Origin of the sequence: Streptomyces sp. NPDC051219 (assembly GCF_040682335.1) — a bacterium.
Classification (GTDB): domain Bacteria; phylum Actinomycetota; class Actinomycetes; order Streptomycetales; family Streptomycetaceae; genus Streptomyces.
In genome coordinates this window covers 14,504-29,949 of sequence record NZ_JBFBAS010000057.1, presented here as the reverse complement: position 1 = coordinate 29,949, position 15,446 = coordinate 14,504, and the positions used below count along the sequence as shown (strand labels likewise).

Sequence of the window (15,446 nt, the reverse complement as noted above, 5' to 3'; positions counted from 1 at the left end):
AACCTTCAGCATCGACATCCTCACTCCACCGATCAACCCTTAACTTCATGGCCTTGGCCTAAAGGCCGGGATTCCCTGCGAAGAACAAGGGATGGGCCAAGAGGTCGGGCGCCGTAGGGAAGCACGCCGCCGGCAGCACCCTACGTGCACCCAACTACCGCTCATGAAGGGGGAGTTGACAATCCCGCGTCAGCGCTCCAGAACCAGAGCCAGCCCTTGGCCGACACCGATGCAGAGCGCCGCGAGGCCGGTGCCCGAGCCGGCCGCGGCGAGCTGGTGGGCGACCGATCCCGCGAGCCGGGCGCCTGAGGCGCCGAGCGGGTGGCCGATGGCGATGGCGCCGCCGCGCGGGTTCACCACGGCGGGGTCGAGGTCGGGCCACTCGGAGAGACAGCCGAGGGACTGGGCGGCGAATGCCTCGTTGAGCTCGAAGGTGACCAGGTCCGGGAAGGAACGGCCGGCCTTGGCGAGCGCCCGCCGCACGGCCTCGACCGGTCCGAGCCCGAAGTGCTGCGGCTCGATGCCGGTGACCGCGGAGGTGCGGATACGGGCCAGCGGTTCACGGCCGGTTTCCCGCAGCCCCTCCTCGTCGACGAGCAGCAGGGCCGCCGCGCCGTCGTTGAGGGGGGAGGCGTTGCCGGCGGTCACCGTGCCCGACCCGCGGAAGACGGGCTTGAGCTTGGCGAGTGCCTCCATGGTGGAGGACGCCCGGATGCACTCGTCGGTGGCGAGATCCACGCCGTCGTAGGGGACCACCTCACCGTCGTACAGTCCGGCCGCCCAGGCCGCGGCGGCATTGCGGTGGCTCTCCAGCGCGAAGGCGTCCTGCTGCTCACGGGTGATGCCGTACTTGTCGGCGATCAGCTCGGCGCCCTCGCCGAGCGCGACGGTCCATTCCGCGGGCATCCGCGGGTTGGTCATGCGCCAGCCGAGGGTCGTGGAGTGGAGCTGCTGGTGGCCGGCCGGAAACGCGCGCTCGGGCTTCTGCAGCACCCAGGGCGCCCGCGACATCGACTCGACGCCGCCGGCGATCGCGACGGAGGCGTCGCCGAGGGCGATGGCCCGGGCCGCCTGGATCACCGCTTCGAGGCCCGATCCGCAGAGCCGGTTTACGGTGACTCCGGGGACGGAGACGGGGAGCCCTGCGAGCAGGACGGCCATACGGGCGACATCGCGGTTGTCCTCCCCGGCGCCGTTGGCGTCACCGAACACGACGTCGTCGATACGGGAGGGATCGAGTGCGGGAGTGCGGTCCACCAGGGCGCGCACTACGTGCGCGGCCAGGTCGTCCGGCCGTACCGAGGCGAGCGCACCCGCGAACTTGCCGATCGGGGTGCGGACGGCGTCGACGATGTAGACGTCGCGGATGCTCATCGGTTCTCTCCTGCGGCGGACTCGCGAACCTTGGTTCGCCCAGTGAACTTCGGTTCATATTCGATGCGCTCGCAGTCTCCGTCCCCCCGCAGGACCATGTCAACGGCCCCCGCCCTGGTGCCCGCCCCCCGGCTCCGGAGGTCAGCTCGACTCGCGGTGGACGGCCCGGGCAGCGATGAGGTCGTGCTGTTCAGGTACCGCGCCCGGGTCGCGCACCGCGCGGTCGACCAGCGCCGCCAGCCGGTCGCCCGTGGACATCTCCACCTGGACGGTGCTGAGCCGCGGCCGCAGCAGGGTGCCGAGCAGCAGGTCGTCCGCGCCCATCACGGCCGTCTCCCCCGGTATGCCGATGCCGGCGTCCTGCAGGGCGCGCATGAGCAGCATCGCGTACTCGTCGTTGTACGCGAACACGGCGTCGAGACCGAGTCCACGCCACCGCGCGGCGAGGGCGGCGGCCGACTCCTCCGTATAGCTCAGCGCCAGTGGCTCGATTTCAGCGCCGCTGCCGGCCACGGCCTGCCGCGCACCCTCCAGCCGCGGGGCGGAGAACATCTCCAGGCCGGGCTCGGCGGGCATGATCACGCCAATCCTGCGGTAGCCGTGCTCCAGCAGATGGGCGGCCGCGCAACTGCCGACCTCGCGCTGGTCCATGACGAGGGCGTGGGCGCCCTCCACCCGGGAGGGGCCCAGTGTGATCACGGCGCGGGCCCCCGAGCGCTTGAGCACCTCGACGTTCTCCGGGGTGAGGGTGATCTCTCCGAGCGAGATGACCGCGACCGGCCGCAGCTCCGCCCACGCTCGCGCGGCCTGGTCACCGTTGAGGCCGAGGCTGCCGTACTGGACGACGGTGTAGTCGAGTCGGCGCAGGGCCCATTGCAGCTCGTTGAAGAATCGGCTGAAGAGCGGGCCGACCGGCACGTGCGAGGTGGGCAGCAAAACGATGCGGGTGTGGCCCGCGCGCAGGCTGCGGGCCGCCGCGTGCGGCACATAGCCGAGCTCCTCGGCCGCCTCGCGGACGCGCCGGCGGGTCGGCTCACTGATCCGTACGGCCGAGGTGTTGTTGAGGACGTACGACACGGTGGCCCGGGACACGCCGGCCAGCCGCGCGACATCGGCACTGGTCGGAATCGAGCGGGCGGCCGGCGGCTTCGGTGACTGAGACATTGCGCCGGCATCCTTCCAGACCGGCCTGGGCCGGGATCTGCCGGATGGCCGGAAATGGGCCCTCCCATCGGCGACACTTCAGCGGTCCATCCACCCGCTTGCCACGACAGTCCGCCGAAGTGCATGGCTGGCAGCCCGGCCCCGGCTAGTGTTCTTGACTACCGAACGGTAACGGGGAGGTCCGGTGTCGGAAACACGCGCTGCGGGTCTGGTCGACATGGTCCGGTTGCTCGCCGGGGGCCAGGTGTCCGCACGGGAGCTGACCGAGCAGACACTTGCCCGGATCGAGGCCGCGCAGCCCTCGCTCAACGCGTTCCGCATCGTCCGCGCGGAGGCCGCGCTCGCCGAGGCGGACGCCGCCGACACGCTGCTCGCCGCGGGGGAACGGCTGCCCCTGCTGGGCGTACCGGTGGCCGTCAAGGACGACATGGACGTGGCCGGGGAGCCCACCGCCTTCGGCTGTCCCGGGAACTTCCCGCCCAAGACGACCGACAGCGAGGCGGTACGCAGGCTCAGGGCGGCCGGCGCGGTCGTCATCGGCAAGACCAACACCCCGGAGCTCGGCCAGTGGCCCTTCACCGAGGGGCCGGCCTTCGGCGACACCCGTAACCCCTGGGACCCCGGCCACACGCCCGGCGGTTCGTCGGGCGGGTCGGCCGCCGCGGTGGCCGCCGGCCTCGTGCCCGCGGCGCTCGGCTCCGACGGGGCGGGGTCCGTCCGGATCCCGGCGGCCTGGACGCATCTCGTCGGCATCAAGCCGCAGCGCGGCCGCATCTCCACCTGGCCGGACGCCGAGTCGTTCAACGGGATCACGGTCAACGGCACCCTCGCCCGTACGGTCGCCGACGCCGCGTTGCTGCTGGACGCGGCAAGCGGGCAGCACGCCGGGGACCTTCACCGGCCGGCCGCCATCGACGCGCTCGCCGCGGCCGGCCGCGAGCCACGGCGGCTGCGCATCGCCCTGTCGTTCCGGATGCCGTTCACCGCGACGCCCAAGCAGCTCGCCCCGGAGGTCCGCAAGGCGGTGGAGCGGCTGGCCGGCCGGCTGGAGGCGCTGGGCCACGAAGTCGTGCCCGCCGACCCCCGGTACGGGCAGATCGGCCTGACGTTCGTACCCCGCGCCACCGCGGGCGTGCGCCAGTGGGCGGCCCGGGTGCCGGACCCCGCGCTGCTCGACCCGCGGACCCGGGACGCGGTCCGGCTGGGCGGTGTGCTGGGCGGCGGTCCGCTGCGGGCGGCACGCCGGGCGGAGGCGGTTCTGCAACGCAGGGTCGGGGAGATCTTCGGCCGGTTCGATGTGGTCCTGACCCCGACCACCGCCACTCCCCCGCCCCGTATCGGTGCCATGACCCGGCTGAACGGCCTGCGGACCGACCGGGCGATGATCGCGGCGTGCCCGTACGCCTGGACCTGGAACGTACTGGGCTGGCCCGCCGTGAACGTGCCCGCCGGTTTCACTCCGGACGGTCTGCCGCTGGGCGCGCAGCTGCTCGGCCCCGCCGACAGCGAGCCGCTGCTGATCTCGCTGGCAGCCCAACTGGAGGCGGACCAACGGTGGTTCGAACAGTGGCCGAGACGCGCCCGCGAGGACGCCGCGTCGGTCTGAGCACAGCTCCCGGCATCAAGAGGATGCCGGGCCGGTCAGCCCGGCTTCATCGGCCGGGCACCTTCTGCTCCTCTGTCCCCCTCGGGGAGGGGCTCGAAGACCGGCAGCCTGAAGGACAGCAGCCGGCCCTCCACCCGGAAGCCCGCCGCCGTCAGGGCGTCCGGGGAGGAGTCCCAGCCGTCACCGGAGAGCGTGGTCACCCGTTTCACCTGCGGGTGGCCGGCACGCAGCTCGTCGAGGAGGTGGACCGCCAGCGCGGTGGTCTCCGTGTCGCTGATTCCCGCCCGGACGAACCACATCGACACCCGCGGTCCCACTTCCACGGCGTGCACGACCGCGCGCAGCGTACGTCCGTCCCACAGCCCGGCAGCGAGCCCCGGAGCATCCGGGCCACTCAGCTCCGCGGCGACCCGGGCGTCGTCCCAGCCGCGCCCCTGGGAGCGGCGGTAGAGATCCACGTACGCGTGCAGGAGCGCACCGGAGGGCGGCAGGGTCAGCCTGACCGGCGCGGCCGGTGCGACGGGGTGCGCGGTACCCCAGGTGGCGGGCTCGGCGACCCAGAAGTGACCGCTCTCCCTCGCGGCTGCGCCCAGTCGCGACGCCACCCGGGCGTTCACGTCGTCGGGTGTGCCGAGCCAGCCCAGCCCGCTGCGGCCGAGCGCCCGCACCTCTTCGGCGGCTGAGCGGACCAGATACGCGTGGGTGGCGTCGTCGTCGGGGGCGGTGACCACCACGGCCATGATCGTCTCGGGGCCCTCGTGCTCGGTGTCGTCGTCGAGCATCACCCAGCCGACGGGTTCGGAGCCCTCGTACGCGATGAGGACGGGCAGCTGGGTGGGGCCGGTCCAGCGGGCGCGGAAGGCGGGGAGGTCCACCGGTTCGGCGGCCCAGGCCAGCATCCTGGCGTGCAGGGCGGGCCGCGTCCGTGCCGCTTCCGCCATGTCGTACACGACGCGCAGGGACTTCTCGCCTCGGGACACGGTTCCTCCAGGGCTGGTCGGTGCCTGACGCAATTGTGGCCCCGCGAGTCGCTTCCGCGCCGCGCAGCAGTGCCGCTGCCAAGGCGGCAGGGCCTACGGTGACCGGGTGACGACCTCTCTCGATGCTCTCGACTCCTCCGACAGCCCCGGACGTGCCGGCCCGGCGGCCACGACCGGGGCGGACCCCCGCGGGGTGGGTCGGGTGCGCACCTCGTACGCGCCGGACCGCGACGGCGATCCCGACCCGGGCGAGATCGTCTGGACCTGGGTGCCGTACGAGGAGAACGACGGCAGGGGCAAGGACCGCCCGGTGCTGGTCGTCGCCCGCGAGGCGGCCGGCACCCTGCTCGCCGTTCAGCTCTCCAGCAAGCGGCACGACCACGACCGTGAGTGGGTCCCGATCGGGGTGGGGCCGTGGGACCGGGCCGGGCGTGAGTCGTGGGTGGACCTCGACCGGGTCCTGCGCCTGCACGAGGCCGGAATGCGACGTGAGGCGTGCGCCCTGGACCGGCCGAGGTTCGACCGGGTCGTCCGACGGCTCACGGAGCGCTACGGCTGGACCTGATCCGCGAAAGCTTCGGCGAACGCCACACGAGTGGGTGAATCCGGTCGGCGGTCCAGTACACCGAAGACCACCCGGTCGAAGTGTCCGGAGAACCGGCCGTCACCCGTGAGCAGCGTTCTGAAGGCAGCAGCCACCTGCGCCGGGTCGTTCTGGAACACCCCGCAGCCCCAGGCTCCGAGCACCAGCTGCGGGTAGCCGCAAGCCGCGGCCGTCTCCAGGACCCGCTCCGCGCGGGCGGCGAGCACCGCCGGAATGCAGGCCGCCTCCTCGGGCTCCCGACGGCGGATCACTCCCGCGTTCGGCGCCGGGCAGGTGAGAAAGCCGGCGGTGTACGGCTCGTCCAGCAGCCTCCCCCGGTCGTCGCGGAACACCGGGACGGCCGGCGAGTGGATCACCCGGTCCGTGTAGAAGGCGCTGCGCTCCGCGCGGTGGTGGGCGTAGAAGTCGGGCACCCGCAGCAACGTGGGATACAGGGCCGAAGCCCGGCACAGCGCCTCTTCCTGGGCCTGCGCGCCGTTGACGTAGCCGCCGCCCGGATTGCGGGCGGAGGCGAAATTGAGGACGGCCACCGGTCCGGTGCGGGCCAGTCGGCGGGCGGCCAGGGTGCTGCTCTCGGCGGTGACCTCGAAGGCCGTGGCCGTAGGGGTGGCCGCGGCGGACAACTTGACCTTGGTCCCGTCCCGCCGCAGACCGGCGACGGGGACGGGGACGGGCTCCGGCCCGAACATCTCGGTGCCCGCCACGGCAGCGGCCACGGCCTCGGCGAGAGGCACCTCACGGCCGGACGGTGACCGGTATCCGCCGGCCTTGATGATCTCTTCGTTCTGCCGCGCGATCCCGCGCAGTCTGGCGCTCACCGAGGCCCTTCCCGACCGTTCATGCGAAAATCGTCGGAGATCGACTCCGTCGGACGCAAGTCGATTTCACTCGGCGAAGGGCACTCTTGTGCGATCCGGCGGCAGTGGCTTAGGTGGGTCGGAGCCGCTCGCCCCGGCCCGGGGCGAGCCCGGTCATGGTCTTCGACAGGAGGATCCGGCCATGCCAGAAGGCGACTGTACGGAGCGCCGCCACCAGATCGGCGAGACCGAGGTGGAGGCACTGCTCCGCTGCATCTGCTTCAAGACAGGCCCACCGCGCACCACCGGGGTCGAGCTCGAATGGCTCGTCCACGAGCTGCGGAGTCCGCGGCTCCCCGTCTCTTCGGACCGCCTCGAAGAGGCCTATCACGCGCTGCGGGCCGTGCCCCTGCAGTCCCTGCTCACCGTAGAACCCGGCGGCCAGCTGGAGCTCAGCTCGCTCCCCGCCTCCTCGCTGATGACCTGCATCAGATCCGTCTCCACCGATCTGGACGCCGTGCGCGGTGTCCTGCGTGGCCTCGGCCTCGCCCTGTCCGGCCTCGGCCAGGATCCCTGGCATCCGCCGCGCCGGCTGCTCCGCAAACCCCGCTACGACGCGATGGAGGCGCATTTCGACCGGACCGGCCCCGCGGGCCGCGCCATGATGTGCTCCTCCGCCTCCGTCCAGGTCTGCCTGGACGCCGGTTACGAGGAGCCCGGCCCCCTCGGTCACGGGCGCCGGTGGCGGATGGCGCACCTGCTGGGCGCGGTGCTCGTGGCCGCGTTCGCCAACTCGCCCGTACACCGCGGGCGCCGTACCGGCTGGCGCTCCACACGGCAGGCGTTCTGGGCGGAGATCGATCCGGTACGGGCCCTCGCCCCGCCCCTCGACGAGGAGCCGCGGGCAGCCTGGGCCACGTTCGTGCTGGACGCTCCGGTCATGTGCATACGGGCGGACGAAGGACCGTGGACCGTGCCGGACGGGCTCACGTTCCGGGAGTGGGTGCGCACCGGCGAGCCCCGTCCGCCCACGCGTGAGGATCTCGACTACCACATGACCACGCTCTTCCCGCCGGTACGGCCGCGCGGTCACCTCGAACTGCGCATGATCGACGCCCAGCCGGGCGAGAGCGGCTGGATCGTCCCCCTCGCGGTCACGGCGGCGCTCTTCGACGACGCGGAGGCTGCGGAGACCGCTTACCGGACCGTCAAGCCGCTCGCGGAGACGGCGGGCCTCCGGCCGGCTCCCCGCAACCCGCTGTGGATCAACGCCGCCCGGTACGGCCTGGCGGATCCCGAACTGCACTCCGCCGCCCTGGCCTGTTTCGCCGCGGCCGTCGAGGCGCTGCCGCGAATCGGCGCCTCCGCCGAAGTGCGGGACGCGGTCGTCGCCTTCACCGACCGCTACGTGGCGCGCGGCCTGAGCCCCGCAGACGACCTGTACTGGAAGGACGTCCAACCGTGAACGACCCCGGCATGACACCTCCCGCCACCACGTCCGTGCCCGCTTCGGCTTCGGCTTCGGCTTCGGATGCCTCCGCGGAGGCGTTGCGGCAGCGTGCGCTGCGCGCGCTCAGAACGGCGCGGGAACGCACGGGCGCGCTGACGGAGTGCGTGGAGGAACCCGATCTGACGGCGCAGCACTCGCCGCTCATGTCACCATTGGTCTGGGACCTCGCGCACATCGGCAACCAGGAGGAGCTGTGGCTGCTCCGGGCCGTCGGCGGCCGCGAGCCCATGCACCCCGAGATCGACCCTCTCTACGACGCGTTCGAACATCCCCGCGCCGAGCGGCCCTCCTTGCCGCTGCTCGCACCCGCCGAGGCCCGCGGTTACGCCCGCGAGGTACGCAGCCGGGTCCTCGACCTCCTGGAACACGCCCCGATGGAGGGCGGACAACTGCTCGACGCCGGCTTCGTCTTCGGGATGGTCGCCCAGCACGAGCAGCAGCACGACGAGACGATGCTGATCACACACCAGCTGCGGCGCGGGGACGCGGTGCTCAGCGCGCCCGAGCCGCCCGCGCCGGAGCGTGCTGCGGTGCCCGCCTCCGAAGTGCTGGTGCCCGGCGGCCAGTTCACCATGGGGACGTCCACCGAGCCGTGGGCCCTGGACAACGAGCGTCCCGCGCACCACCGCTTCGTACCGTCGTTCTTCATCGACACACTGCCGGTCACCAATGGCGCGTACCAGCACTTCGTCGCCGACGGGGGCTACGAGGAGCCCCGTTGGTGGGCTCCGCAGGGCTGGGAGCAGATCCGCAAGCACCACCTGACCGCGCCACTGTTCTGGCGCCGTGAGAACGGGCAGTGGCTCCGGCGGCGCTTCGGCGTCGTCGAGCCCGTGCCGGCAAACGAGCCAGTCATGCACGTCAGCTGGTACGAAGCGGACGCCTATGCCCGCTGGGCGGGCCGGCGGCTGCCGTCCGAGGCGGAGTGGGAGAAGGCGGCGCGCCACGATCCGGCGACCGGCCGCTCGATGCGATACCCGTGGGGGGACGGGGATCCGACGCCCGAGCGGGCCAACCTCGGACAGCGCCATCTGCGGCCGGCCGGGGCCGGCAGCTATCCGGCCGGTGAATCGCCGCTCGGGGTCCGGCAGTTGATCGGCGACGTGTGGGAGTGGACGTCGAGCGATTTCATGCCCTATCCCGGCTTCGCCGTGTTCCCGTACCGGGAGTACTCGGAGGTCTTCTTCGGCAGCGCCCACAAGGTTCTGCGCGGGGGGTCCTTCGCCGTGGACCCGGTGGCGTGCCGAGGTACGTTCCGCAACTGGGACCTGCCGGTCCGGCGCCAGATCTTCTCCGGCTTCCGGACTGCGAGGGATGTCTGATGTGTCGTCATATCGCATACCTCGGCCCGTCGGTGCGGCTCGGCGAGCTGCTCGTCGACCCGGCACACAGCCTGTTCCGCCAGTCCTGGGCGCCTCGCCGGCAGCAGTACGGCACCGTGAACGCCGACGGGTTCGGCGTGGGCTGGTACGCCGAGGAGGATCCCGTCCCCGGCCGCTACCGGCGGGCCGGGCCCGTTTGGGCGGACCCGTCCTTCGCCGATCTGGCCCGGGTGGTGCGCAGCGGCGCGCTGCTCGCCGCGGTGCGGGACGCCACGGTGGCGGGCGCCGACCAGGAGGCCGCCGCCGCGCCCTTCACCGACGGGCCCTGGCTGTTCAGCCACAACGGCGCGCTGCGCGGCTGGCCCCGGTCGGCGGAGCCGCTCGCCGCGGCGCTGCCGCCTGCCGCACTGCTGTCCCTGGAGGCGCGCAACGACTCGGCGCTGATCTGGGCGCTCGTACTGCACCGGCTGCGCGCCGGCGACGAGGCCGGGCAGGCGCTCGCCGACACGGTGCGCGACCTGGCCGCGGCAGCACCCGGCTCACGGCTCAACCTCCTGCTCACCGACGGCGAGACGATCACTGCGACCACCTGGGGCGACACACTCTGGTTCCGTGCCGAACCCGGCCGCCGCACTGTCGTCGCCTCCGAGCCCTACGACGACGATCCGCACTGGCGCGAGGTGTCCGACCACACACTGCTCGCCGCCACCCGCACCGACGTTCTGCTGACCCCGCTCAAGGAGCCTTCCGCGTGAGCCCCTTCCTCATGACCCGCACCCTGCCCGAGCACGCCACCGAGGCCGACCTGCGCGCCGACGTGCTGCACGGGCTGACCCGCACACCGAAGGCCCTGCCGCCCAAGTGGTTCTACGACGCCCGGGGCAGCGAGCTGTTCGAGGAGATCACCCGGCTCCCCGAGTACTACCCCACCCGCGCCGAGCGGGAGATCCTTCTCGCGCGGGCTCCCGAGATCGCCGCCACGACCGGCGCCCGCACGCTCGTCGAGCTGGGCTCCGGGTCTTCCGAGAAAACCCGGCATCTGATCGAGGCGCTGCCCGGGCTGCACTCCTACGTGCCGGTCGATGTGAGCGAGAGCGCGCTCACCGGCGCGGCCGAGGCACTGCTGGCCGAGCACCCGGGACTGTCCGTGCACGCGCTGATCGCCGACTTCACCCGCGGTCTCGCACTGCCGGGTACGCCGGGCCCGCGGCTGGCCGCGTTCCTGGGCGGCACGATCGGCAATCTGCTGCCCGCCGAGCGGACCGCGTTCCTGAAGTCCGTACGGTCCCTGCTCTCCCCCGGCGACGCCCTGCTGCTGGGCACCGACCTGGTGAAGGACGAGGCCACCCTGGTGGCCGCCTACGACGACGCGCAGGGTGTCACGGCCGCCTTCAACAAGAACGTGCTGGCCGTCGTGAACCGGGAGCTCGACGCCGATTTCGACCCGGCCGACTTCGAGCACGTGGCCGTGTGGGACAGCGAACAGGAGTGGATCGAGATGCGATTGCGGGCCCGCACCGCGCTGACCGCCAAGATCCGGGAGCTGGATCTGGTGGTGCACTTCGAGGCGGGTGAGGAGATGCGTACCGAGGTGTCGGCCAAGTTCCGTCAGGAGGGGGTACGCAGCGAACTGGCCCGTGCGGGCCTGGAGCTGACCCAGTGGTGGACCGATGAGGCAGGCAGGTTCGCGCTGTCGCTGGCGACCGCCGTCTGAGCCGCGCGCGCGAGGGCGCGGCGGTCGGGATGGCGGCCGACCGGGATCCGGGGCAGCAGTGTGATCTCGGCGACCAGCCCGCCGGCCGCCGCGACCCGCCACAGTGACGCGGGCAGCGAGTCGTCGCCCACGAAGGCCGCGGCGGTCGCGCGCCCTCCGCCGGCCAGCCGGTAGCTGATCCGCACCGGCTGGACGGGCACCCCGGCGTCCAGCGCGGCCTGGAAGGCGGCGGGCCGGAACCGGCCCTGCTGGCGCCCGCACCACGTACTGCCCTCGGGGAAGACGACCACCCGCGAACCGGCGCGCAGCGCGCCGGCCATCCGGGCGACGGTCGCGGGCAGGGCGCGCAGCCGGTCGCGTTCGACGAACAGGGTGCCGCCGCGGGCGGCCACCGGGCCGAGAACCGGCCACCGGCCGATCTCGCTCTTGGCCAGCATGCGGCCCGGCTGCACGGCCGCGATCAGGGGGATGTCCAGCCAGGAGATGTGGTTGGACACCACGAGCATCCCGGTGCCGGCCCGGTGCGCGGGATGCCCCAGGACCCGTATCCGTACCCCGAAGGCACGGACCACGGCCTGTGCCCAGGTCCGGGTGAGACGGTCGCGGTGAGCCGCGGGCAGCCCTCGGACGGCGGGACAGAGGAGTACGCCCGCCAGGACGAGGGTGACTCCCGCGAGCAGCCGCGCCACTGCACGCGGCACTCCGGCCGACGGCCCCCGGTGCTGTGCGCACACCCGTGGGCTGCACGGCGCGCTGGGCAGCCAGGCGCTCATGACGCCGGGGCGAGCGAGAGGAAGTGCCGCAGATAGCGCGGGTTGGTGCGGCGCAGCGAGAGCAGGACGTACAGGTCGGCCACGCCGAACTCGGGGTCGTGCGCGGGCTCTCCGCAGACCCAGGCGCCGAGCCGCAGGTAGCCGCGCAGCAGGGGCGGGATCTCGGTGCGCGCGGGGATGGTGATGCCCTCGGGGGTCCACGGCCGGTGCGGGGTGACGCGGTACTCCTCGGGAGAGAGGTTCTTGGCCAGGACCGTGTCACGGGTGCCGGCGGCCAGGGTGCCGCCGTCGGCGAGCGGTATGGAGCAGCAGCCGGCCAGCCAGTTGTGGCCGGTACGGACCATGTAGCGGGCCAGGCCCGCCCAGATCAGGCCGATCACGGCGCCGTTGCGGTGGTCCGGGTGGACGCAGGAGCGGCCGACCTCGACCAGGTCGTCGCGGACTCCGGCGAGCCGGCCGAGGTCGAACTCGCTCTCGGAGTAGAGCCGGCCGGCCACCGAGGCGCGCTCCGGGGGCAGCAGCCGGTAGGTGCCGACCACCTGTCCGGTGCTCTCCTCGCGCACGAGCAGGTGGTCGCAGTAGGCGTCGAACGCGTCGGAGTCCAGGCCGGGCTCGGGGCCGGTCAGCCGGGCACCCATTTCGCACGCGAACACCAGGTGCCGCAGTCGCTGGGCGGCCCGGACATCGGCTTCGTCGCGGGCGAGCCCGACGACATAGCCGGAGTGGGACCCGGGAAGGGCGGACGGAGCGGGGGCCGGTGCGGCCGGCGGGGCGGAGACGGCCGGCTGGGCCGGTGCGGGGGTGTCGGTGGTCGTGACGGTGACGGCGGTCATGGCGCTCTCCTGGGCCGGGCGGGTGCCAGGCCCGTGGGTGACGGCCTGGCTCCCTACTTCTTCCGTGGCCGGCTGGACTCGACGTGACCTTTTCGGGGAGCGGGGATGTGCGGCTGCTGAATGGCCGGAATCAGCACATCCCGATCACAGCTGCGCACGGGCGGGCGGCGCGGGGTGATGTCATGGGGCGAGGACCGAGCTGATGGTCGACGATGCGGTCCTGGCCGCCTGCTCGGGTTCGCCGCCGGTCAGTACGGCCGTCATGTACGGCTTGATCGGATTGTGCGCCTCGACCTGCGCCCACCGGCCCGACTTGGGGGTGGCACGGCCCTCGGCCGCGCCCGCGGCCATCGCGGCGGTGCTCTCCGTGCCGGCGATGACGTGTGCGAGCGTGGTCTTGTTCGGTACGTAGCTCATGGTTCTGGCGAGCTCGGTCTGCCACTTCTCACCGGCGAGGGCCTCGATCACCTCGATCGCAGCATCCCGGTGCCGCGTCGATTCGGGGATGACGAGGTCGGAGCCTCCGGTGAAGACCGCGCCCGGCTTGGCGGCCGTCTTGCCCGGGACCGGGAAGAACCCCAGCTTGCCCTTGAGCCCGGGGTTGGCCTCCTCGATGATCCGCGCCGAGCCGGGCGGAGCGATGATCTGCGCCACGTCGCCACGCGCGAAGACGTCGGTCTGCGGTGGCGTCTCCTCGTCCGCCTCGGCGGGCCCTTCGCCCAGGGCGTGCAGCTTCTTGTAGAAGTCCATGCCTTTCAGTGCCGCGGGGGTGTGCAGTGCTCCGGCCCACTCCCCGCCGCGCTCCTCGGCGAGGTCGCCGCCCTCGTCCCAGATGAACCCGGACAGGACGTACCAGTTCTGCCCGGCCAGGTAGATGCCCTGTGTGTCGCCCTTGTCGAGTTTCGCGGTGTCCTCGAGCCACTGGGCGCGCGTTCTCGGCGGTTGCACGATCCCTGCCCGGGCGAAGAGGTCCTTGTTGTAGATGACGACTCTGTTGGCGGCGTACCAGGGGATTCCGTACTGCGCGCCGTTGACGCTGCCCGGGTCGGAGAGGCCGGGGAGCCAGTCCTTGCTGCCCCAGTCCCGGATGGATTCGAGGGTGAGGTCCGTGAGGGTGCGGTTCTCGGCGTACCGCGCCACCTGGGTGTTGCCGACTTCGATCACGTCGGCGGTCTCCTCCCCCTTCAGCACCGCATCGATCCTGTCGCCGATGCCGGTCCATTCCTGGATCCGGATGTCGAGCTCGATGTCGGGATGCTCGTCCTCGAAGGACTCGGTGAACCGTTTCAGGAAGCCGTTGGAGGCGCTGTCCTTCATGAGCCAGACGGTGACGGTCCTGGTGTCGTCTCCGTAGCCGGGCAGATGGCTGCACGCTGACAGGGCAACGGCTGTCGCGAGAGCCGCGGCAGCGGCGAGGAAGCGGTTCTTCACAGAGGGCACCTTTTCCGACGGGACAGGACGTCGCGACCGGATGTGGCTGGAGAATCCGGGGAGTTGATCGCGTGTGGGCTCGAAATTGGCATGGACCAATGGGTCGGTCAAGGCCTGGCACGCATGTTTTCTTCACCGAAACGTCGCACCGCCTCCTTGTCCGGAGCTGTCGGTCCGAGCCGCGGAGCGGCAATCTGCTCGGGGTCCGCCCCGGTGACCAGGCAGCGGCGCTTACGCTGAAGGGGGCGGCAGCGATCGCCCCGCACGACGACGCCCGCACCGGACCGATCAGGGAGGGCCCCGCCTATGAGTTCGCCGTCCGTCCACGTCGCCGACTGCGACGGCCTGATCATTCCCTTCGCGCGCAAGGCAGATGCCGAGGCCGTGGCCGCCCAGTGGAACATCGACCACGCCACCGGGCCCTCGGACGGGCCGCACCGGCCGGCCACGGTGGTGGAGGTCGACGCGTGGCTCGGGGAAGGCGCGGTGTGGGAGCACATCCCCGGCTATGGGCTGATGTGGGCGGCGACCGTTTCGTACCTCCCGGACGGGGAGTGCGTCCGGGAGTGGCCCGTATCGGGCTGCTGGGCCTGGGAGTTCGAGGAGAACGACTACACCACCGCCGACGCGGAGTGGGTCACGCTCTACCGCCCCGGGCCGGACGCGGTCACCGACGCGCATGCCCGCGGCAGCGACCGGGACGCGGTCGCGGAGGCGTACACGATCGCCCGTGCCGAAGCGCTGCGCCTGTGCGGCGGACATCCGGACGCCAGGCCCTGAGCCGTCCTGAGCCCGTCAGTCAGTCGAAGTCGAAGAACGGACCCGTCAGAGTGAGCCCAAGGTCGTGGCCGGCGTACGAGAAGAACGCGATCAGCATCAGCGCGGCCCCCGCCAGCGCCATGTCCTTGAGGAACTGGATCATCTCCAGCTGCTTCGCCTGAGCGTCGGTCTCCTTCCAGAACGCGTGCATCAGAAGGGCGGTCGGGACCAGGAAGACGGCCAGCAGCAAAGCACCCAGGTCGGCCCAGATGCCGAGCAGCACACTCAGCCCGCCGACGACCAGCAGGACGCCGGAGCCGAGTGTCGCCGCCGTCGGCGAGGGCAGGCCGCGGGACGCGGCGTAGGCGGCCATCGGCTTCGTCTGAGTGAGGTGGCTGAGCGCCGAGGCGAGGAACAGAAGGACGAAGAGGATACGACCGATGAGCACGAGGATGTCCAACGTGACCTCCTGGATCGCAGGCAATTGAAACGCAACCGCCTATGACGATCTTACCCGCCCGACGGCCGCGCCACCCTGCGAGACCGGGCGGCCCCCCTCTCGCATGTGGCCGCCCGATG

General features: G+C 72.1%; 15 protein-coding genes. 7 read left to right on the top strand and 8 right to left on the bottom strand.

The features are described 5' to 3' along the window. Positions 1-189 precede the first annotated feature (189 nt). Complete coding sequence (locus tag AB0M62_RS33255; protein WP_366078076.1) at positions 190-1,374, bottom strand: thiolase family protein; 1,185 nt, start codon at positions 1,372-1,374, stop codon at positions 190-192. A gap of 141 nt (positions 1,375-1,515) precedes the next feature. Beyond that, positions 1,516-2,538 (bottom strand): LacI family DNA-binding transcriptional regulator, encoded by a 1,023-nt coding sequence (locus AB0M62_RS33250; RefSeq protein WP_366078075.1) that lies wholly within the window; start codon positions 2,536-2,538, stop codon positions 1,516-1,518. Between the two features lie 184 nt (positions 2,539-2,722). Between AB0M62_RS33250 and AB0M62_RS33245 the strand changes: the two genes are divergently transcribed. Next, complete coding sequence (locus tag AB0M62_RS33245) at positions 2,723-4,144, top strand: amidase (protein ID WP_366078074.1); 1,422 nt, start codon at positions 2,723-2,725, stop codon at positions 4,142-4,144. Between the two features lie 35 nt (positions 4,145-4,179). Here AB0M62_RS33245 and AB0M62_RS33240 read toward each other — a convergent pair whose 3' ends face one another. Continuing rightward, a complete protein-coding gene (locus AB0M62_RS33240; protein WP_366078073.1) occupies positions 4,180-5,124 on the bottom strand; it encodes a hypothetical protein in 945 nt (314 codons plus the stop codon). A 106-nt stretch (positions 5,125-5,230) separates the two neighbouring features. Between AB0M62_RS33240 and AB0M62_RS33235 the strand changes: the two genes are divergently transcribed. Continuing rightward, positions 5,231-5,689, top strand: a complete 459-nt coding sequence (locus AB0M62_RS33235) for a type II toxin-antitoxin system PemK/MazF family toxin (RefSeq protein ID WP_366078072.1) — start codon at positions 5,231-5,233, stop codon at positions 5,687-5,689. Here AB0M62_RS33235 and AB0M62_RS33230 read toward each other — a convergent pair. Further along, positions 5,674-6,546 (bottom strand): TIGR02452 family protein, encoded by an 873-nt coding sequence (locus tag AB0M62_RS33230; RefSeq protein WP_366078071.1) that lies wholly within the window; start codon positions 6,544-6,546, stop codon positions 5,674-5,676. The two genes, AB0M62_RS33235 and AB0M62_RS33230, sit on opposite strands and share 16 nt — an antisense overlap. A gap of 181 nt (positions 6,547-6,727) precedes the next feature. Here AB0M62_RS33230 and egtA point away from each other — a divergent pair, with 181 nt between their 5' ends. From egtA to egtD, 4 genes are read left to right on the top strand one after another with little or no spacing between them, the layout of a single operon-like run. Continuing rightward, positions 6,728-7,990 carry an ergothioneine biosynthesis glutamate--cysteine ligase EgtA gene (egtA, locus tag AB0M62_RS33225; RefSeq protein ID WP_366078070.1) on the top strand — a complete coding sequence of 421 codons (1,263 nt, stop codon included), beginning with the start codon at positions 6,728-6,730 and terminating at the stop codon, positions 7,988-7,990. Between the two features lie 11 nt (positions 7,991-8,001). Beyond that, positions 8,002-9,357, top strand: coding sequence for an ergothioneine biosynthesis protein EgtB (gene egtB / locus AB0M62_RS33220; RefSeq protein ID WP_366078078.1), 1,356 nt, complete (start codon positions 8,002-8,004; stop codon positions 9,355-9,357). Continuing rightward, positions 9,357-10,112 carry an ergothioneine biosynthesis protein EgtC gene (egtC, locus tag AB0M62_RS33215; protein WP_366078069.1) on the top strand — a complete coding sequence of 252 codons (756 nt, stop codon included), beginning with the start codon at positions 9,357-9,359 and terminating at the stop codon, positions 10,110-10,112. The genes egtB and egtC overlap by 1 nt, the downstream gene beginning before the upstream one ends. Further along, positions 10,109-11,071: an L-histidine N(alpha)-methyltransferase gene (gene egtD, locus AB0M62_RS33210; RefSeq protein WP_366078068.1), complete on the top strand. Its 963-nt coding sequence runs from the start codon at positions 10,109-10,111 to the stop codon at positions 11,069-11,071. The genes egtC and egtD overlap by 4 nt, the downstream gene beginning before the upstream one ends. Here the strand turns inward: egtD and AB0M62_RS33205 are convergent. The 3 genes from AB0M62_RS33205 to AB0M62_RS33195 form a co-directional block, all read right to left on the bottom strand. After that, positions 10,966-11,844, bottom strand: coding sequence for a lysophospholipid acyltransferase family protein (locus tag AB0M62_RS33205; RefSeq protein ID WP_366078067.1), 879 nt, complete (start codon positions 11,842-11,844; stop codon positions 10,966-10,968). The genes egtD and AB0M62_RS33205 overlap by 106 nt on opposite strands. Continuing rightward, positions 11,841-12,677 (bottom strand): GNAT family N-acyltransferase, encoded by an 837-nt coding sequence (locus AB0M62_RS33200; protein ID WP_366078066.1) that lies wholly within the window; start codon positions 12,675-12,677, stop codon positions 11,841-11,843. Before AB0M62_RS33200 ends, AB0M62_RS33205 begins: the two co-directional genes overlap by 4 nt. A gap of 180 nt (positions 12,678-12,857) precedes the next feature. Then, positions 12,858-14,108 carry an extracellular solute-binding protein gene (locus AB0M62_RS33195; RefSeq protein WP_366078065.1) on the bottom strand — a complete coding sequence of 417 codons (1,251 nt, stop codon included), beginning with the start codon at positions 14,106-14,108 and terminating at the stop codon, positions 12,858-12,860. 306 nt (positions 14,109-14,414) lie between these two features. Between AB0M62_RS33195 and AB0M62_RS33190 the strand changes: the two genes are divergently transcribed. Continuing rightward, positions 14,415-14,888, top strand: a complete 474-nt coding sequence (locus AB0M62_RS33190) for a hypothetical protein (protein WP_366078064.1) — start codon at positions 14,415-14,417, stop codon at positions 14,886-14,888. A gap of 19 nt (positions 14,889-14,907) precedes the next feature. Here the strand turns inward: AB0M62_RS33190 and AB0M62_RS33185 are convergent, their stop codons facing one another. Next, on the bottom strand, positions 14,908-15,327 hold the full coding sequence (locus tag AB0M62_RS33185; protein WP_366078063.1) for a DoxX family protein: 420 nt from the start codon (positions 15,325-15,327) through the stop codon (positions 14,908-14,910). Between the last annotated feature and the right edge of the window lie 119 nt (positions 15,328-15,446).

Coding starts and splice junctions, on each gene's coding strand:
- AB0M62_RS33255 (WP_366078076.1), bottom strand. CDS start 1,374: ATGAGCATCCGCGACGTCTACATCGTCGACGCCGTCCGCACCCCGATC.
- egtA (WP_366078070.1), top strand. CDS start 6,728: ATGCCAGAAGGCGACTGTACGGAGCGCCGCCACCAGATCGGCGAGACC.
- egtC (WP_366078069.1), top strand. CDS start 9,357: ATGTGTCGTCATATCGCATACCTCGGCCCGTCGGTGCGGCTCGGCGAG.
- AB0M62_RS33250 (WP_366078075.1), bottom strand. CDS start 2,538: ATGTCTCAGTCACCGAAGCCGCCGGCCGCCCGCTCGATTCCGACCAGT.
- AB0M62_RS33200 (WP_366078066.1), bottom strand. CDS start 12,677: ATGACCGCCGTCACCGTCACGACCACCGACACCCCCGCACCGGCCCAG.
- AB0M62_RS33205 (WP_366078067.1), bottom strand. CDS start 11,844: ATGAGCGCCTGGCTGCCCAGCGCGCCGTGCAGCCCACGGGTGTGCGCA.
- egtB (WP_366078078.1), top strand. CDS start 8,002: ATGACACCTCCCGCCACCACGTCCGTGCCCGCTTCGGCTTCGGCTTCG.
- AB0M62_RS33190 (WP_366078064.1), top strand. CDS start 14,415: ATGAGTTCGCCGTCCGTCCACGTCGCCGACTGCGACGGCCTGATCATT.